Below are 17,209 nucleotides of genomic sequence, written 5' to 3' on the forward strand. Positions count from 1 at the left end.
GCCCCTCGACGGGGGGACGGCTCAGGCGCGTGCGGGGGCGCCGGCCAGCGGCAGGGTCAGCTCGAAGCGGCAGCCGCCCGGCACGTTGTGGACCGACGCGCGGCCGGCGTGGGCCTCGACGATGCCGCGCACGATCGCCAGGCCGAGTCCGGCGCCGGCCGGGGGCGTCCGGGCCGGGTTGCCCCGCCAGCCGGTGTCGAAGACCCGCGGCAGGTCCTCCTCGGGGATGCCGCCGCAGCCGTCCGTGACCGACAGCACCGCGGTCCGGTCGTCCCGGTCGACGCGGACGGCGACGGTCCCGTCGGCGGGGGTGTGCCGGATGGCGTTCCCGAGGAGGTTGGCCAGGACCCGGGTCATCTCCTTGCCGTCCACGTCGACCGGCACGTGGGCGATGTCCTCGCCGAGCAGCCGTACGCCGCGCTCCCGGGCGAGCGGGTCGGCGCCGAGCAGGGCGTCGGCGGCCAGGTCCCGGAGCGAGCAGCGGCTGGGCGTCAGTTCGAGGGCCCCGGCGTGGATGCGGGAGAGCTCGAAGAGGTCGCCGACCATGGTGTCGAGGCGTTCGACCTCGGTGCGGATCTGCCGGTGGTAGCGGGCGGGGTCGGCCGCCACCCCGTCCTCCAGGGCCTCGGCCATGGCCCGCAGCCCGGCGAGCGGGGTGCGCAGGTCGTGCGAGATCCAGGCGACGAGTTCGCGCCGGGAGGCTTCCAGGGCGCGCTCGCGTTCGCGGGAGGCCGTGAGCCTGGCGCTGGTGGCGGCCAGTTCGTCGGCCAGGGCGGCCAGTTCGGCGGTGGCCCTGGTCCGAGGTGCGGCGAAGCTTCCGTCCGCGCCGAAGTCCCGGGCGGCCCGGGCCAGGTCCCGGCTGCGGGCCACCACCCAGCGGCCCAGCAGCAGGGCGGCGGCGAGGGAGACGACGGCGGCCATGGCCACCACGAGGGTGACCACGGTCAGGTCGTGCGGGGACAGGAACATCGCCCGGGCCACGGCGAGGGTGCCGGCGAGCATCGCGGTGACGGTGACCGCCGCGACCACGGCCAGGGACACCGCCACCGAGCGGTGGCGCAGGAGGCGCAGGGCGAGCGCACCGAGGGTGCCGGCGCAGGCCGCTCCGCCGAAGGCGAAGAGCGCGATCAGCAGGACGTCCTTCACCGTCGGCCGCCTTCCGCCCGATCCGTCGGCCGCCCGTCGACCGCGGACCCGAACGACGGCTCGGGACCGGTCGGCTCGGGACCGGTCGGCTCGAAGCGGTAGCCCACGCCCCACACCGTCCGGATGAGCCGTGGCGCGGCCGGGTCGTCCTCGATCTTGGCGCGCAGGCGGCGTACGTGGACGGTGACGGTGGACAGGTCGCCGAACTCCCAGCCCCACACGTCGCGCATCAGGGCCTCTCGGCCGTGGGCCCGGCCGGGGTGCCCGAGGAAGTGTGCGAGCAGGTCGAACTCCCGCAGCGTGAGCATGAGTTCCCGACCGTGCTTGGTGGCGCGGCGGGTCTCGGGATCGACACTGATGCCGGCCGCGCTCAGGACCGGCGAGGCGGGCGCGGCAGCGCTCCCGGCCCGGCTGCGGCGCAGCACGGACTCCACCCGCAGGACCAGCTCGCGCGGGCTGAAGGGCTTGGTGACGTAGTCGTCCGCGCCCAGCTCCAGGCCCGCGATCCGGTCGTCCTCGTCCCCGCGGGCCGTGAGCATGATCACCGGGACGGGGCGGTCGGCGCGCAGCCGGCGGCACACCTCCAGGCCGTCGATGCCGGGCAGCATGAGGTCGAGGACGACCAGGTCCGGGTCGTGCCGGGCCGCGGCCGCAAGGGCGCCGGGGCCGTCGGGGGCGTGGTCGACGTGGTGGCCGGCCCGGCGCAAGTAGCCGGTGACGACCTCGGCGACGGTCGGGTCGTCGTCGACGACGAGGACCCGGGCGGGCGGAGTGGGCGTGCTCATGGCCGTAAGCCTGGCAGCTGCCGCGGTCCGGTGTCCCGCCGCGGTCCCCTCCCGCGGCCGGCGTCCGCGTTTCGTAAGGAGTCGATGTCCGCTATGTCCGGCGGGAATTCCTACCGTGTCAGTCGTGACCGAACACACCGTGGACGTCGTCCTTCCCTGTCTGAACGAGGCCGAGGCGCTGCCCTGGGTCCTCGCCCGCATCCCCGCCGGCTGGCGGGCCCTGGTGGTGGACAACGGGTCCACCGACGGATCCGCCGACATCGCGCGCGCCCTGGGCGCCACCGTGGTGCCGGAGCCCCGGCGCGGCTTCGGGGCCGCCTGCCACGCCGGGCTGCTGGCCTCCGATGCCGAGTACGTCTGCTTCTGCGACTGCGACGCCTCGCTCGACCCCGGCCTGCTGGCCCCGTTCGTCCGGTCGGTGGCCGCCGGCGAGGCGGATCTCGCACTCGGGCGGCGCCGGCCCCTGGGGCGGGGTGCCTGGCCGCTGCACGCCCGCGCCGGCAACCGCGCGCTGTCCGGCATGCTGCGCCGCCGCACCGGGCTGCGGTTGCGCGACCTCGGTCCGCTGCGCGCCGCGCGGCGCGAGGCACTGGTCGGACTGGACCTGACCGACCGGCGGTCGGGCTATCCGCTCCAGATGGTGGTCCGGGCCTCGGACGCGGGCTGGCGGGTGCGGGAGGAGGACGTGCCGTACCTGCCCCGGGCCGGGAAGTCCAAGGTCACCGGGACGTGGCGGGGCACCTGGCACGCAGTGCGCGACATGCGCGCGGTCCTCGCCGAACCCGCGTGCACGGGTGCGGGGGGTGCGCGGTGACCAGCCTGCTCGTGATCGCCAAGGAGCCCGTGCCCGGCCGGGTGAAGACCCGGCTCACCCCGCCCTTCACGCCCGAGGAGGCGGCGGCGCTGGCCGCGGCCGCCCTCGCCGACACGCTGGCGGCGGTCGCGGCCGCTCCGGCCGACCGGCGCGTCCTCGTCCTGGACGGAGAGCCCGGCCCGTGGCTGCCGCCCGGCTTCGAGGTCGTGCCGCAGTGCGGGGGCGGGCTCGACGTGCGGCTCGCCGCGGCGTTCGCCGACTGCACCGGGCCCGCGCTGCTGATCGGCATGGACACCCCGCAGGTCACCCCGGAACTGCTCGCCCCCGCGCTGGACTTCGGCGGGTGCGGGGCGTGGTTCGGGCCGGCCGCCGACGGCGGGTTCTGGGCCCTGGGCCTGGCGGTGCCGGATCCGGCGCTGCTGCTGGGCGTGCCCATGTCCGTACCGGAGACCGGGGCCGTGCAGTACGGGCGGCTGCGCGCGGCCGGGCTGCGCACCCGTCTGCTGCCGCGGCTGCGGGACGTCGACACGGCCGCCGACGCGGCCGAGGTCGCCTCCCGTGCGCCGCGCTCGCGGTTCGCCGGACTGCACCGCCGGCTGGCCGGTACCGCCCGGGCGGCCCGGTGACGACGGTCGCCGCCGCGCGCGGCGGGACGGTGGCGGCGGGTCCGGCCTGGCATGACGACCCGTACGCGGCGGCGCTGCGCGCGGGGCGCGGGCCGCTGTTCCTGCGCCGTGCGGACGGCTGGCTGCTGCCGCTGGAGGTGGAGCGCTGGTGCGCCGACGCGGACGGCGCCGACGGCAGCGTCCTGGCCCGGTGCCGGGGCGCGGTGCTGGACATCGGCTGCGGGCCGGGCCGGCTCGTGGCGGCACTGGCCGAGCGGGGCCACCGGGCCTTGGGGGTGGACGTGAGCCCGGCCGCGGTGCACCGGACCGTGCGGCGCGGCGGGACGGCCCTGTGCCGTTCCGTCTTCGACCCGCTGCCCGGCGAGCGCCGCTGGGACACGGCGCTGCTCGTCGACGGCAACATCGGCATCGGGGGCGACCCGGTCGCCCTGCTGCGGCGGACCGCCCGCCTGCTCGCCCCCGGCGGGCGACTGGTGGTCGAGACGGCGGGGGTCGAGGTGGACGAGCGGTGCGAGGTGCGGTTGGACGACGGGCGGGGCGGCCTCGGTACGCCGTTCCCGTGGGCCCGGGTCGGGCCCGCGGCCCTGCGCCGGCACGCGGGCCGGGCGGGCTGGGCCGTCACAGGGGCCTGGACGGCGGCGGGGCGGTGCTTCGCCGAACTCGCCCTCCGCCCTCAGGAGTCCCCGGGCTCCTGCGTTCCGGGGTCCAGGCCCTCCGACGAGCGCTGAGGCGGCGCGCCACGGCCGCCGGGCGGCTCGGGAGGCCGGGCCGGGGCGCCACCGCCGCCCGGGGGCGCCGGGGGTCGCGGTTCCCGGCGCCCCGTCTCGGGGGGGGGCAGGCGCCCGTCTCGGGGGCGGTGGCCCGCCGGGCCCGTACCGGCCGGGCCCGCCCGTCCTGCGGGCGCCTTCGCCGTAGGTGGGTCACGCCCACCCGGGCGGTGGTGAGAACGGCGACCACCGCGAGGACCAGGACGAGGTTGCGCGCGTACGGCAGGGGCAGCGCCGAGGGGTTGGGGGCCGCCCCCGAACGCAGCAGCAGCGGCAGCGGCAGGGTGATCAGGACCAGGGTCCCCCGCCGGCGGCGGCCCGCTGGGCCTGGCGGTCGTCGTCAGACTCCTGCCGGCCGTCCTGCTCCCCGGGGCCCTGGCCGGCGTACGGCGCCCGCGCGACGCGGCATCGACCGTGCCGTCCGGGCGGTAGCGGCCCGGCCGGTGCCCGCGACGGACGCGGGCGAGGGCGGGATCCAGCCGTGGCTCAATTTAAGTTAGGTTAGGCTTACCTGACGTGCCGTAAGGTGTGCGCATGAGGAAGATCATTCGCAAGATCGCCTGCGTGGCGGCGGCATGGGCGTTGTCAGGTGCCATGGTGGTCGGCGGGACCACGGCGGCGGCCGCCGCCGGGACGGCCGGATCCCCGGGTCCGGTGCGGCTTGAACTGCCCCGACCCACAGGTCAGTTCGCGGTCGGACGGGACACCCTGCACCTGGTCGACAAGGGCCGCAAGGACCCCTGGGTCCCCACCGCCGACCGCGAGTTGATGGCGTCGCTGTACTACCCGGCGCTCGCCGGGACCGGGACTCCGGCCGCGTACATGACGGAGGCGGAGGCCCGGGCCCTGCTCACCGACCGCGGCGATCTCGGCCGGTACGTGACCGCCGAGCAGGTGGCCGCGGTGCGCACGCACTCCCGGGAGGGCGCACTCCCCCGATGGGGACGCGGCCGCCTTCCGCTGGTCGTCCTCTCCCCCGGGTTCACCCTGCCCCGGTCCTCCCTGACGACGCTCGCCGAGGAACTGGCCTCCCGCGGCTACGTGGTGGCCTCGTTGGACCACGCCTACGAGGCGGACGGTGCGAGCTTCCCGGGCGGCCGGACACTCGGCTGCGAGGCCTGCGCGCAGGTCTTCCCGGACCGGTCGCTGGGGCGCGTCTCGGACGGCCGGGCCAGGGACGTGTCGTTCCTGCTGGACCGGCTCACGGGAGACCGGCCCGCCTGGCGGTACGCCCGGCTGATCGACGCCCGGCGCGTGGGCATGGCGGGGCACTCCATCGGCGGAGCCTCCGCCGCGTCGGCCATGGCGGCCGACCCGCGGGTGGACGCCGGGGTGAACCTGGACGGCACCTTCTTCGCGCCGCTGCCGGAGCAGGGGCTGGGCGGACGACCGTTCCTGCTCATCGGGGGCGATCCGGCACTGCTGCCGCCGGACCTCGACGACCCCAGCTGGGCGCAGGCCTGGCCGCGGCTGGACGGGTGGAAGCGCTGGGTGACGGTGACGGGCATGGGGCATCCGGGATTCACGGACTGGCCGGTGCTCGGGGACCAGGTCGGCTACCCGCACCCCGAGACGCCGCTGTCGGGGACCCGTTCGCAGCAGATCACCCGGGCGTACGTGGGCGACTTCTTCGACCTGCAGCTGAAGGGCCGGCCCGCACCGCGGCTGGACGGGCCGACGGCGGCCGACCCGGAGGTGGCCTTCACCCACCCGTGAGTCCGGGACCCCGGCCGTAGCGTCACCGTGCCGGCCGGGTCCCGGTCGGACAGCCTGGTGCCGGTCAGACGGCCGGGTTGCCGGTCAGACGGCCGGGTTGCCGGTCAGGAACGCCGTGACCGGTGGGCGCGGGGCGCGGCGGCGGCGGGGGACATCAGGAGCCTGGAGAGCTTCTCCCCCGCCTCGGCCGCGCTCCCGGCCGGTTCAGGGAACCCGAGGCGCACGTCGGCGTACCCGTCGGGGTAATCGCAACGCAGGGTGATGCCGTGACGGTCCACCGCGACGGGGGCGACTCGGGTCCAGCCGCGGCGCACGCGGGGGCCGGCGAGGGCGAGCAGCCCGGCCACCATGTCCCCGTGGGCGTCCACGAGGTGCGTGAGCAGCGCCGCCTCCTCCAGCGCGAGCGGGTCCGGGGTGGCCGCGGCCCACTCGTGGAGGCCGACGTCGACCGGGCCGTTCCCGGTGCGCAGGGTGACGCGTGCGGTGTCGAGCCGCAGGCAGCTGACGTCCCCGCCGCGGTCCGGGGCGAGGCGTCCCCAGATCGCGACCTGGGCCCGCACCCGGGTGCGGACGGCGACGGGCGCGATGTCGGTGAACTCCAGCAGGGCGGCGACACCGCCGCGCGGCGCCTCCCGCACCAGGGCGGCGAGCGGACTGTCCGGCCCGGGGTGGAGCGCGATCCGGCCCCGCCGCCGCACGGCGTGCACGTCGATCAGGTCGTACTCGCGGCCTCCCGCGGCGAGGGACAGGGAATGCGCCGCGGCGACGACGGAGCGGACCCGCTCCGCCGCGGTCGGCTCGGTCGGCTCGGTCGGCGATGCATCGGCTGCGGTGCTCAACTGGACTCCACGGGGGTACGGATCGACGCGACACACACCCAACCCGGATGGCTAGGTAAGGCTTACCTTACTTCACGGGCGGCCACCGTGAGGCGCTGTTCGATCCCCGCCGGGGCTCGCGGGCGTACCGGCCCGCCCTCACGTGAGCTCCGCCGCCAGGAGGGCGGCGGCCTCGGCGACGAGCGGGGCGTCGAGCCCCCGTCAGCATGCGGCCGGTGCGAGGGCCTCCTGGTTGCGGTGGAGCGCGTCGCGCAGGCGGGCCGCCTGGGTGACCAGCCGGGAGCGCCCGGGGCGGGCAGCGGTCGCGGCGAGTCCGGCGGGGTGGGGTGAGGCTGCCCCGCACCGTTCCACGCACTCGGCCGCGATCTCGAGCAGCTCCCCGGTGCCCCGGGGGTCGGCGGAGCCGGTGAGCAGGGTGGGCAGGGCCGGGCCCAGGACCGACCAGGTCGTGGCGTGGGCGCCGGTGGACGCCGCGGTGCGCAGCGCGTCGGCGAGCCGGCCGGGCTTGACCGTGCCCAGGTCCAGCAGTTCGGTGAGGTCGGCGGCGAGGCGTTCGGCGTCCAACTCGCCGCGGCCGGCGAGGGTGAGCAGCGCGTCGACCGCCCGCAGCCGGTCCTGGGGGTGCCGGGCGCCGAGGCCGGTGGCGACGGCGAGGTGGAGCGCGGGTCCGGCCGGGCCGCCGGCGGCGGCGAGCCCCGGAAGGACGTCGGTCCCACCGCGTTCGTCGTCCAGGGCGCAGGAGGTGACGGCCGGCAGGGACCAGGCCGCCAGGGTGTCGCGGTCCTCGGGCATGAGTGCGATCAGGGACTCGGGGGCACCGCCGTCCCAGCAGCGGCCGGACACCGTGCGCCTGCGCCCCAGGGGCCGGAACGCCGCCGGGAACTCCGCGGCCACGACGGTCCGTTCGCCGGTGTCCAGGACGTGGCGGTCGGGCGTGCCGCCGTTGCGGTGGTACTCGGCCGGCGCGGTGTGACGGGTGACCTCCGCAGGGCTGCCGGCTCCGCCCAGCCAGGCCGCCAACCGGTCCCCCTCGGGCGTGCCGAGGGCGGCCGCCGCCGCCAGGGCGGAGGGGTCGCGGCGGACCCGGAGCAGGGCCTGTGCGAAGTCGGCCGGGGCGGGGGTCTCGCCCAGGCGGGCGTACTCGGCGAGTCGCGCGAGGAGCACGTGCGGGTCGAGGGTGCCGGAGCTCTGGGTGGGGGTGGCCAGCAGGAACGGCAGCGGGCGGGTGTCGACGCGCCGGGCGGCTTCGGCCAGCCGGGCGTGGCGGGCGACGGCCGCGTCGGTGTGGTGGCAGTCGCTGCGCCAGCCGACCACGGCCTGTCGCGTCCGCCGGGCGGGACGGGCGTCCAGGACGGCGGCGGCGATGTGCTCCAGGCCGGCCAGCTCGCCGGTGTACAGGTGGCGGCGCTCCGGGTCGAGCCAGTAGCGGTCGGCGAGCGCGGGACGCAGGGCTGCGGCCAGGGCGGCGCGGTCCCGGTGGGCGTGGCGGACCAGACCGTCCAGGGCCCGTTCGAACTCCTCGACCACCTCGGTACGGGAGTTGACCACGGCCGCGACGAGTTCCACCGTCTCCTCCACCGTCTCCGGGGCGGGGGCGAGCGGGACGGGGAGCGGGGGCGGCGGCAGGAGCTCCTGGTACGCGCCGGTGTCCTCGTCGGGGGCGGCGTCCGCACCGAGGACCGCCACCGCCCGCGCGCGGTGGACCGGGCTGAGGAGGTGGGCGCGGTCGGCGAGTTCGGCGCGCAGGGCCTCGTCGTCGCGGAGGTGTGCCGCGGCCAGTTCGAGCGCCCGCCCCTGGACGTCGGTGTCCGCGTGGCCGAAGGCCTCGCCGAGCAGCGGCAGCAGCTCGGCGGCGGCACCCGGGTGGCGGGCCAGCGCCCTGCCGAGGAGGGCCAGCTGGGCCCGTACGAGCTTGCGCTCGGGTCGGAAGAGCACGGCGGCGGACATGTCGGCCAGTTGGCCGGGGGTGACGTGACCGGCCGCCGCGAGCCGGGCCACCACCTGCTGCGCGTGCCAGGCCACGGGGGACGGCGCGTCGGCGGTGATCGCGATCCAGTCGGCGGTCCGCTCGCGCTCCTCCTCCTCGGTCGGCCGCAGGGCGGCTAGGACGGCCCGGTAGGGCTTGAGCACGAGGGCCGTGCCGCCGCGGAGCAGGCGGGCGGTGCAGCCGTCGAGCAGGACGGCGCGGTCGAGCAGGCCTTCCGCGGCGAGGGCGGCCAGGGCCGTGGGCCAGTGGTGGGGCTCGTCCGGTTCGCACTGCCAGGCCAGGGAGGTGACCGGTTCGGGGGTGTCGAACAGGCGCGGGACGAAAGCGGTCAGGTGCGGGTCCCGGCGCAGAGCGTGGACGAGCGGCGCGCGGGAGGCGCGCACGGCCGTCGCCCAGCCCTCGACGCAGCCGTCGGTGGTGGGTACGGGACAGCCGGCCCGCCGGGCCAGTTCGCTGATCAGCGGGAAGTCGTCCCGGGCGGTGGCGGGCCGGGCGGCGAGCCGGTTCGCGAGGTCGCCGAGCCATCGGGGGTCCCGGTCGGCCAGCGCCTCGAGGAGGGCGTCGTAGGGCCGTCGTGGCCGGCGGCGCATGTCGCGGCCGCCGATCCAGGCGGCTGCGGCGGCGGCCCCGGTCTGGCAGGCGGCGCCGGCGACCAGCAGGGCCGGGCTGATGCGCTCCCGTTCCTGCCAGCGGGCCCAGCCGGAGGCCCGCAGTTCGCCGCGCAGCTCCTTCAGTTCGGCCAGCAGGTCCCGGCGCTGCGCGCGGTCCAGCGGCCGGAGCAGGGCGGGCAGCTCGCGCGGCCGACCCGCCCGGACGGTGGCGAGGATCTCGGGCGGGGTGGTCATCGTGCCTCTCCGGTCGCGGCGGTGGTGCGGGGCGGGGTGCCGGTGGTCGCGGCCCGGCGGGCCATGCGGGTGGCGAGGGCGTGTTTGCAGGGTCCTCGGCGGCCCCGGTAGTCGGCCCACCACTGGCAGGTGCAGCTGAGCGCGCCGCCGGACTCGCGTACCTGGTAGCGCCGTTCACCGGAGGCTACGACGGCGGTGCCGCGGCCGTCGAGGATGACGGATCCCTGTGCCAGGAGGGCGCGGGCGGCGGCCAGCCGCGGGTTGTGGCGCTCGGCGCGCCGGGCGTCGTACGGCAGTTCGCGGTGGAAGTACGCGGCTTCGGCGAGGTCGTAGCCGACCCGGCCGGCCGTGCCGAGGCGGGTGAGGGCGGCCCGGACCCGCTCGACCGGGAGGCCCGACTGCTCGGCGAGGTCGGCCGGGGCGATCCGCGGTTCCCAGGCGAGCAGGACGGACACCAGGTCGGCGTCCTGGGCGGCCGTGTCGGTGGCGAGGGCCTCCAGCACGCTGCCCTCCCCGGAGAACCCGCGGTCGGCCTCCGGGGAGAGGGTGAGCGTGAGCCGCATGCCGGGCAGGGTGACCTCCCAGGCGGAGGCGGTGGCGGCGCCGTCGCCCGCGGGCCCGTACACGCGCAGGCCGGTGGCCTGCCGGAGCACGCGGTGGAGGGCGGCGAGGCGTTCGGGGCCGGGCAGGCAGACCGCTCCGGGCACGGGACGGGTGGTGGGGCGCAGCGTCCGGCCGGCGGGGACCACCCACAGCGGGCCGGCGGCCGCGCCGCCGGCGGCGGAGCCGCGGGGCAGCGCCCGCAGGAAGCGGACCGCTTCGGTGGCGGACAGCTCCGCGCGCAGGTCGAAGCCGGCGGTGATGGCCTGGGATTCGGCGAAACCGCGCAGCCAGCGGTCGGGCAGCGGCACCTTCTTCTCGACGACCGGTCCGTCGAGGGTGGTCACGGCGAGCTCGTCGGGGCCGACCCGCAGGTGCAGCGGGTCGTCGCCGGTGAGGCGGGACAGCGCTTCGCGCAGCGGGTTGTTGACGTCGACGTTCGTGGTGCCGTGGCCGGTGTCGGCTCCCTGGAGGCCTTCGGGCAGGACGTCGAGGCGGGCGTACACCCCGCAGCATCCGGAGAAGGACTCGAAGCGCAGCCGGTCGCCGTTGGCCGTCACCACCGGGTCGAGGGAGGCCCGCTCGGTCCGCCGGAAGTAGCGGGCCCCCGCCACGTCCGCGACGGCCAGCAGCGCCCGCGCGGCGGCCCGGGGCTCGCTCAGGAAGCCCGCGAAGAACCGCGGGTGGGCCTCGGCCCCGGCCGGGGTCAGGCCGCCCGCCGTCTCCAGGCCGAGGAGGCGGTGCGTGCCGGAGCCGGTCAGCGCGGAGGATCCGGCGTAGGCGAAGGTGTGTGCGGATCGCGTCATGCGGCAGACGCTACGAGGGGCCACTGACAACGCCGTTGCGGTCGCCGCCGGTTCGGCCCGGGCCTGTGCCGAGCGGGGGGGTGCGTGCCCGGGCAGCCGCCGCGCGACCCGGGAACGGGACGCGCCCGGTGCGGGACACGACCGCGGGGAAGCGGGGGCCGGGGACGGCCCGCCGCTTCCCCGCGGTCGGAGCGGTCAGCGCAGGCGCAGGGCCTCCGTGATCGTGGTGAAGAGGTCGGTCTGGTTGGTGATGCCGAGGACGCGGAAGGCCTGCGGGCCCTGCGCGGCGATGCGGACCTGCGTGCCGGTGTGCTCCTGCGACTGGCCGGGGGTGTTGGTCGAGTAGTTGACCTTCAGCTGCTGGCCCTCGTTGGTGACCAGGGTGGAGGACAGGCCGGGCGGGGTGGCCTCCAGCGGGACGATCTGGCTGGTGTGGCCGTGGTCGGCGGTGGTGACGACGAGGGTGTCGGGGTGGGTGGCCGCGTAGGCGCGGGCGACCTTCACGGCGCGGTCGAAGGCGGCCGTCTCGCCGATCTGGCCGCACGGGTCGGCGGCGTGGTCCTGCTTGTCGATCGAGGCGCCCTCGATCTGCAGGAAGAAGCCCTGCTGGGAGTGCTTCTGCTTCTGCTTGGCCTCGAGGAGCTGGATCGCCTTGGTGGCGGAGTCGGCCAGGCTCGGGGTCGTGGCGGGGCGGGCCGGGTTGGAGGTGAGGCAGCGCTGCGGGTCGGTGCCGCCGACCGCGGCGGGCTTGCCGGTCCACTCGACGGGGACGTTGCCGGTGGCGAACAGGCCGAGCACGGGCTTGCCGGCCTTGGCGTTCTTGAGGCCGGCGTTGTCGGTGACGACCTGGTAGCCGAGCTTCTGCGCCTTCTCGGTGACCGTGAGGCCCTTGTACCGGCCGTCGGTGATCTTCTGGTCGAAGCGCTGCTTGCCGCCGCCGAACAGGACGTCGACCTTGTGGCTGACCGACTGCTCGGCGATGGAGCCGGGGCCGCCGGCCTTGATGGTGTCGGTGGGGCACTTGGCCATGTCGGCCGGTCCCTGGCAGGAGCGGTCCGTCGCGTGCGAGGCGAGGACGGCCGGGGTCGCGTCGGTCAGCTCGGCGGTGGTGACGCTGCCGGTGGCGTAGCCCTTCTTCTGCGCGAGCTCCAGGAGGGTCGGGACGGCCTTGTCGGTGCCGGGGGTCTTGGAGATGCGTCCGTTGACCGTCTTCACGCCGGTGGCCCAGCCGGTGCCGCTGGCCGCGGAGTCGGTGACGTAGTCGGGCGTACCGTCGGCGTGGACCGCGTACGTGGTGTACGAGCCGGTGAGCGGGAACTTGTCCATGTTCAGGCGGCCGGCGGCGCCCACCGTGTAGTCGCGGGCGAGGGTGATCTCCGAGTCGCCCATGCCGTCGCCGATCAGCAGGATGACGTTCTTCGCCTTGCCGCTCTGGATGGCCGCCTTCGCCTTCTGGGCGCTGTCGAACGCGCCGGCGGTGGAGGTGACGGCCGCGGCGACGGTGGTCGCGGCGACCAGGGCGGTGGCGACCGCGAGACGACGGCGGGTGGGCTGGGACATGGGATCCACTCCTCGGTATGACTTTCGCACCGGCATGGTGACCGGCGGGAGCAAGACCATCAGCCCTCCGTGAAGCCGAGGTTAACGATCCGTCGAACATGCGTAGCCCACAGGCGTCCACCCGTCGCGCCGTCCGGGCCGATATCCGGTACCGGCTCGGGCCTCGGCCTCCTACGGTGGGGGCATGTACCGGGACCGCAGGCGTGACCGCCGCCCCGCCGCGAGTCCGTCCGCCCGGCCGGGGGCCCTCCCCCCGCACGACTCCGTTCTCGTCGCCGGGGCCGGCGTGGTGCTCGTCGGCTTCTTCTCCGGCAAGCAGAAGGACTTCGCGACGCTGATGGACGCCGCGGAGGCCGACCTGACGTCCCGGGGGATACGGGTCCTGGGCCGGGCCGTCCAGCGTCGCGGGGTACAGGACGGCGGCGTCCGGAACATGTCCCGACCGCTCTCCCGGCGCACCGTCATCCGCTCCGGGAAGGCCCGGGAGGTGGCGGCGCTCCGCGAAGCCACCGGCGCGCAGGCCGTGGTGTTCCTCCACCCGTTGACGGAGCACCAGCGGCGCGTCCTGTCGGACCTCTTCGGCTGCCCGGTCGTGAGCCTGTCGACTGCCACCGGATCCGCTCCGCCCCCGGACGGTGACGGGCCGGGCAGGTCCTAGACGAGCACCTCCCCGGCTCGGAGCTCCATCATGCGCAATGGCCGGCGCCCCGCGCGATTCGCGTCGTGCGGGGCACCGAACGGGCTGCGGGGCAGGGGATCAGCGGTCTTCCCACTGGGTGCGGGCCAGCTCCGAGTTCGTCCGGACCAGGGCATGGTGGTCCTCGATCACGAACAGCGAGTACCGGCCCGTTGAGGCGAGGGCGTCGAAGACCCGTTGGGCCCAGGCGTCCGAGTCCGGCTGATGGGCCGTGACCCTGGCCGGATGGGAGCGGTACGGCTCGTCGAGGTCCGGCGGCACCGAGACCCAGACGCTGAGCCAGTGCTCGCCGTCCCCCCACGTGAAGGAAGGGGAGTGCCCACCGGCGTCACCGGAGAACCGGACACCGAAGGCCGCTTCGAGGTCGGTCCACAGGGTTTCCGCGAGGGTGACCCCGGAGAGCAGCGGCTCCCGATGGCCGGCGTAGATGTTGCATCCGCTCAAGATGATCAGTCTCAGCCCACGTCGACGGTCTTGTCGTAGCAGTATCCGATCAACCGCACCCGGGTGAGGTCGTGCGACGCCCTCGGGCTGCGCAAGGACGTGTCAAGCCTCTTCCTGGCCTCGGCCCACGACCCACGTACGTCCCCACGCCCCCCCACGGCCCCAGAGACCTTTTGCGGGACAAGCCTTTTAGCCCCAGTTCTGCAGCTGCTGGAGCAGGTCGGCATCGCCCTCGATCCGCAGCGAGCCGGCCGGGATGCGCATGTACATGAGCAGGGCCATCTCACTCGCCGTGCCGTAGATGGCGGCGGTGGGCTTGCTCTCGGCGGCCTCCGCCGCGGTGAGGCGGGTGAAGCGGGAACCGGCGGCGTCCACCGTCTGGCGCCAGGAGCCGGCCTCGGCTGCGTGGTAGTCCATGGTCGCGGGCTCGCCCGGCCACGGGACCGTGACGGTGCAGACGGTGGCGAGGAACTCCTCGATGGCGTCGACCGCCTCGGTCGTCGGCAGCTCCTGCGGGTTACCGGAGGCCAGCTGGGCGTCGTAGGTGTGGATCATCGACTCCGGGACGCGGCGGCGGGCCACGGCGGCCACCGTGTGCGGCGAGGCCAGCGGCTCCCACCAGGCCCAGCAGCCCCCGTCCGGGCCGGCCTCGCGCAGAGCAGTGAGCAGCTGCTCCGTCGAGTCGGCCAGCCAGGGTATGAGGGCCTCGCGCTCCCTGGGCGCCGCCAGCCCGTCCTTGCTCGGCCGCTCGTCGCCCGGGGCGGTGTTCCGCACGATGTGGGCCCAGAAGCGGTCCCCCTCACTGAGGTGGTTCGCCAGGTCGTACAGCGTCCAGCCCGGGCACGACGGGACGTCGGCGTCGAGGCTGGGGGCCGCGGCGACGGCGGCGCGGAACGCGGCGGAACGCTCGTCAATCATCCGCAGCAGGGTGGGGAAGTAAAGATGATCAGTCACACAGACCTTGTACCACCTGGACCGGAACTCTCGCACTCGATTAAGGCCCCCACGCGAGATGTCCTCTTAGTCGTGGGGCGCCGGCTTCGTGGAGACCAGGACGCCGATCTTGTCGATGCGGTGCTCCGGGTTGCCCCGGGCGTCGCGCCAGCGGTTGCCGGCGGCGTTGTCCTCGGGGGTCGCGCAGGTGGAGAGCGTGATCATCGCCCGGGTCGGCTCCACTCCCGGCCGGCCCGGGACCGCGGCCCGCTGGGCGGCCAGGGAGCGCGCCGACCGGAAGGAGGTCTTTCTGGTCGCGGTGATCCGGTATTCGTACACCGTGCCGCCCGCCGTCACGAGGACGCGGTCTCCGAGGCCCAGGGAGGGCAGGTCGTGCAGGGGACCGCCGGCGGAGAGCCGGTGCGCCGTGATCAGGTAGTTGCCGACCTGGCCCGGGCCGACGCCGCCCCGCTTCCCGTACGGGCTGGCGGCCAGTCCCCGATCCTGTATCCGGGTTCCCGGCCGGTCGTCGGTGGTCCCCTCGTACGGGACGACCCGCAGGTCCGCCACACCGATGCCGGGGATCGTGAGCAGACCCGGGCTGGTGCGCCCGGTGTGGTGCGGGGGCGGGGTGGTGGCGGGCCCGGTCGTCACCGCGGTGGTCGGCGGGGCGGAGCGCGGGGCGGACGGCAGGGAAGCGGTCCGGGTGGCGGTCGGGGTCGTGCCGGGCAGGGCGGTCGGGGTGGTCCGCGCGGTCGGGGGCCCGCCGGTGGGGGGCGGCGCGGACGTGCGTATGACGGGGCCGGCGGGCCGGGCCGCGCCGCTCGCGGCGTCCGCGCCGGCGGAGCAGCCGGCCAGCGCGAGCACGATTGCGGCGGCAGCGAGCGCGGTGGGGGCGGTTCGGTGACTCGGCATGGCAGTCCAGATCGAGAGCCGGCAGATGTGTCCCCGGGACGCGGAAGACGCCCATCGGGCGGAACGACGCTAGCCGAGCGGTCGGCTCGCCAACAGGGTCCCCGTCCGTGAGGTCGGCCATCGCGGCACCGCCGGCGCCCCCTCCGGCCGCTTCCGGCCCCCTCCGGGCGCCCTCGAGATCGCCCCGGCCGCCCTCGGCAGCCCCCGGCCGGAGGGACAGAGGGGCGGAAGGGGCAGAGGGGGCGGGTTGCTGGAGGGGCGCCGGACGGGCGGAGGTGCGGCGGGCGAGCGGAAGGGCGGCGGCGAGCTGAAGCGGGTCCGGTTTGTCAAGCCACGTAGGGGAGTGGCATGACGGCGGCGCCCGGGTCGGGTTTATTTGAAGTACGCCCTCACCGGGGAAAGCACCCGGGACATACGGGGGCGGGAAATCGTCCCTCAATTCAGAGGGGGTGGTTTTCTCAATTCATTCCCGATATCCCGAGTGGAGAATTCCGATGTTCGAGCGCATCCTTTCCCGTCGCATCGTCCTGGCCGGCGCTTCCGTGGCCCTGGTGGGTGGCGGCATAGCCCTCCCGGCGACCGCGATGGCGGCTCCCGCCGCCGCACCGCAGGGCGTGGTCTCGCTGGCCCACGCCGACAGCGCGGACGGCATCGGCACGAGTGGCGACTCGAACGCCGAGAACACCACCGCGGGCGGCACCGCGACCGGCGGGGACGCCGACACCGGCGGCAACAGCTGCAAGGGCAAGTGCACCATCACCACCGGCAACGCCACGGGTGGAAACGCCAGTGCGGACGCCGTGAACACCGGTGACGCCACCTCCGTCAGCGGCGACGCCACCGGCACCGGCGGCACGGTGTCGAAGGCCGACATCAAGAAGCAGGTCAAGGCGGAACTGAAGGCCAAGCTCGGCAAGTGAGCCGTCCACACCGGCCGCCACCGTTCCCCCGGGGCCGCGACCCGGTGACGTCACCGGACGCGGCGGGCGCCGGAGGGGCCGTCGAGCCCCTCCGGCGCCCCGCCGCGCGAAGGCTCCCAGACCGAGCAGTCGTGGGCGAAGAGGACCCGGCGCGGATCGAAGTCCGCGAGTCGGTCCAGCCACGGCCGGTAGGGGGGCAACGGGGGCTCCACCCCGTCGAGCGCCGCCCGGCGGGCCAGCTGGTCGGAGGCGAAGTCGGACGCGAAGTCGTGCGCCTGGCCGGCGAGGACGACCGTACCGCGGCCCTGCTCGAGGACCAGTGACTGATGTCCCGCCGTGTGCCCCGGCGTCGGCACGATCCGGACGCCCGGCCAGATCTCGGCTTCGCCCTCGAGCTCCTCGTAGGTCGCGCCGGGGAAGTCGACCAGCTCCTCGAAGGTGTAGCCGCCACGGCGGGCGGTGGCCAGTTCGACGGCCTGCACCAGGACGGGCGTGCCGGCCAGGAGGGGGTTGCCGCCGCAGTGGTCGAAGTGCAGGTGGCAGTTGACGACCAGTGAGATGTCGTCCAGGGCGGCACCGGCCGCCGCGAGGGCCTCCCGCACGTCCCTGCGGTGCGGGCGGTAGTGCGCTTCGGTCTCGGGAGAGGTGTAGCCGATGCCGGTGTCGAAGAGGATCGATCCGTTGTCGTGGCGCACCAGGTACGCGAGAACGGGCTCGACCCGTGGTTGTCGACCGTCCGTCTCCGACGCCGGCCGGACGAAGTACCCCAGATCAAGTCGATGTACCGCAACGCTGTTCCCCATGCGGCC

General features: G+C 75.6%; 16 protein-coding genes. 6 read left to right on the top strand and 10 right to left on the bottom strand.

Annotated elements, in window-relative coordinates; genetic code table 11:
• Positions 1–21 precede the first annotated feature (21 nt).
• On the bottom strand, positions 22–1,146 hold the full coding sequence (locus tag ACIQCH_RS31160) for a sensor histidine kinase (RefSeq protein ID WP_402586408.1): 1,125 nt from the start codon (positions 1,144–1,146) through the stop codon (positions 22–24).
• The gene (locus ACIQCH_RS31165; protein WP_402586410.1) at positions 1,143–1,931 is read right to left on the bottom strand and encodes a response regulator transcription factor; all 789 of its coding nucleotides are present in this window, start codon (positions 1,929–1,931) and stop codon (positions 1,143–1,145) included. Before ACIQCH_RS31165 ends, ACIQCH_RS31160 begins: the two co-directional genes overlap by 4 nt.
• 115 nt (positions 1,932–2,046) lie before the next feature.
• Between ACIQCH_RS31165 and ACIQCH_RS31170 the strand changes: the two genes are divergently transcribed.
• The 4 genes from ACIQCH_RS31170 (at position 2,047) to ACIQCH_RS31185 (ending at position 5,854) form a co-directional block, all read left to right on the top strand.
• On the top strand, positions 2,047–2,745 hold the full coding sequence (locus ACIQCH_RS31170; protein ID WP_402586412.1) for a glycosyltransferase family 2 protein: 699 nt from the start codon (positions 2,047–2,049) through the stop codon (positions 2,743–2,745).
• Positions 2,742–3,371: a DUF2064 domain-containing protein gene (locus ACIQCH_RS31175; protein WP_402586413.1), complete on the top strand. Its 630-nt coding sequence runs from the start codon at positions 2,742–2,744 to the stop codon at positions 3,369–3,371. Before ACIQCH_RS31170 ends, ACIQCH_RS31175 begins: the two co-directional genes overlap by 4 nt.
• Entirely contained in the window at positions 3,368–4,099 is a 732-nt protein-coding gene (locus ACIQCH_RS31180; RefSeq protein ID WP_402586415.1) for a class I SAM-dependent methyltransferase, read from the top strand. The genes ACIQCH_RS31175 and ACIQCH_RS31180 overlap by 4 nt, the downstream gene beginning before the upstream one ends.
• A 573-nt stretch (positions 4,100–4,672) precedes the next feature.
• A complete protein-coding gene (locus ACIQCH_RS31185; protein ID WP_402586417.1) occupies positions 4,673–5,854 on the top strand; it encodes an alpha/beta hydrolase family protein in 1,182 nt (393 codons plus the stop codon).
• A 104-nt stretch (positions 5,855–5,958) separates the two neighbouring features.
• Here the strand turns inward: ACIQCH_RS31185 and ACIQCH_RS31190 are convergent, their stop codons facing one another.
• From ACIQCH_RS31190 to ACIQCH_RS31205, 4 genes are all read right to left on the bottom strand, one after another.
• The gene (locus tag ACIQCH_RS31190) at positions 5,959–6,693 is read right to left on the bottom strand and encodes a DUF2470 domain-containing protein (RefSeq protein WP_402586419.1); all 735 of its coding nucleotides are present in this window, start codon (positions 6,691–6,693) and stop codon (positions 5,959–5,961) included.
• Positions 6,694–6,894: 201 nt separating this feature from the next.
• Positions 6,895–9,525: a DUF6493 family protein gene (locus ACIQCH_RS31195; protein ID WP_402586421.1), complete on the bottom strand. Its 2,631-nt coding sequence runs from the start codon at positions 9,523–9,525 to the stop codon at positions 6,895–6,897.
• Positions 9,522–10,931 carry an SWIM zinc finger family protein gene (locus ACIQCH_RS31200; RefSeq protein WP_402586423.1) on the bottom strand — a complete coding sequence of 470 codons (1,410 nt, stop codon included), beginning with the start codon at positions 10,929–10,931 and terminating at the stop codon, positions 9,522–9,524. Before ACIQCH_RS31200 ends, ACIQCH_RS31195 begins: the two co-directional genes overlap by 4 nt.
• Before the next feature lie 195 nt (positions 10,932–11,126).
• Entirely contained in the window at positions 11,127–12,491 is a 1,365-nt protein-coding gene (locus tag ACIQCH_RS31205) for an alkaline phosphatase (RefSeq protein WP_402586425.1), read from the bottom strand.
• Between the two features lie 184 nt (positions 12,492–12,675).
• On the opposite strand from ACIQCH_RS31205, the gene ACIQCH_RS31210 reads away from it, so the two are divergent.
• Positions 12,676–13,149 carry a hypothetical protein gene (locus ACIQCH_RS31210; protein WP_402586427.1) on the top strand — a complete coding sequence of 158 codons (474 nt, stop codon included), beginning with the start codon at positions 12,676–12,678 and terminating at the stop codon, positions 13,147–13,149.
• A 99-nt stretch (positions 13,150–13,248) separates the two neighbouring features.
• On the opposite strand, the gene ACIQCH_RS31215 is transcribed toward ACIQCH_RS31210, so the two are convergent.
• From ACIQCH_RS31215 to ACIQCH_RS31225, 3 genes are all read right to left on the bottom strand, one after another.
• Entirely contained in the window at positions 13,249–13,632 is a 384-nt protein-coding gene (locus tag ACIQCH_RS31215; RefSeq protein WP_402586429.1) for a hypothetical protein, read from the bottom strand.
• Between the two features lie 189 nt (positions 13,633–13,821).
• Positions 13,822–14,586 carry a maleylpyruvate isomerase family mycothiol-dependent enzyme gene (locus ACIQCH_RS31220; RefSeq protein ID WP_402586431.1) on the bottom strand — a complete coding sequence of 255 codons (765 nt, stop codon included), beginning with the start codon at positions 14,584–14,586 and terminating at the stop codon, positions 13,822–13,824.
• A 66-nt stretch (positions 14,587–14,652) separates the two neighbouring features.
• Positions 14,653–15,480 carry a class E sortase gene (locus ACIQCH_RS31225; protein ID WP_402586432.1) on the bottom strand — a complete coding sequence of 276 codons (828 nt, stop codon included), beginning with the start codon at positions 15,478–15,480 and terminating at the stop codon, positions 14,653–14,655.
• A gap of 494 nt (positions 15,481–15,974) precedes the next feature.
• Between ACIQCH_RS31225 and ACIQCH_RS31230 the strand changes: the two genes are divergently transcribed.
• Complete coding sequence (locus ACIQCH_RS31230) at positions 15,975–16,400, top strand: hypothetical protein (protein WP_402586434.1); 426 nt, start codon at positions 15,975–15,977, stop codon at positions 16,398–16,400.
• A gap of 50 nt (positions 16,401–16,450) precedes the next feature.
• On the opposite strand, the gene ACIQCH_RS31235 is transcribed toward ACIQCH_RS31230, so the two are convergent.
• The gene (locus ACIQCH_RS31235; protein ID WP_402586436.1) at positions 16,451–17,203 is read right to left on the bottom strand and encodes an N-acyl homoserine lactonase family protein; all 753 of its coding nucleotides are present in this window, start codon (positions 17,201–17,203) and stop codon (positions 16,451–16,453) included.
• Between the last annotated feature and the right edge of the window lie 6 nt (positions 17,204–17,209).

It is taken from the genome of Streptomyces sp. NPDC093225 (assembly GCF_044753805.1).
In the GTDB taxonomy this organism is placed as follows: Bacteria; Actinomycetota; Actinomycetes; order Streptomycetales; family Streptomycetaceae; genus Streptomyces.

Excerpts from the sequence above, each read along its gene's own strand:
- ACIQCH_RS31165 (WP_402586410.1), bottom strand. The coding sequence starts at position 1,931 with ATGAGCACGCCCACTCCGCCCGCCCGGGTCCTCGTCGTCGACGACGAC.
- ACIQCH_RS31185 (WP_402586417.1), top strand. The coding sequence starts at position 4,673 with ATGAGGAAGATCATTCGCAAGATCGCCTGCGTGGCGGCGGCATGGGCG.
- ACIQCH_RS31195 (WP_402586421.1), bottom strand. The coding sequence starts at position 9,525 with ATGACCACCCCGCCCGAGATCCTCGCCACCGTCCGGGCGGGTCGGCCG.
- ACIQCH_RS31200 (WP_402586423.1), bottom strand. The coding sequence starts at position 10,931 with ATGACGCGATCCGCACACACCTTCGCCTACGCCGGATCCTCCGCGCTG.
- ACIQCH_RS31205 (WP_402586425.1), bottom strand. The coding sequence starts at position 12,491 with ATGTCCCAGCCCACCCGCCGTCGTCTCGCGGTCGCCACCGCCCTGGTC.
- ACIQCH_RS31210 (WP_402586427.1), top strand. The coding sequence starts at position 12,676 with ATGTACCGGGACCGCAGGCGTGACCGCCGCCCCGCCGCGAGTCCGTCC.
- ACIQCH_RS31225 (WP_402586432.1), bottom strand. The coding sequence starts at position 15,480 with ATGCCGAGTCACCGAACCGCCCCCACCGCGCTCGCTGCCGCCGCAATC.
- ACIQCH_RS31230 (WP_402586434.1), top strand. The coding sequence starts at position 15,975 with ATGTTCGAGCGCATCCTTTCCCGTCGCATCGTCCTGGCCGGCGCTTCC.
- ACIQCH_RS31235 (WP_402586436.1), bottom strand. The coding sequence starts at position 17,203 with ATGGGGAACAGCGTTGCGGTACATCGACTTGATCTGGGGTACTTCGTC.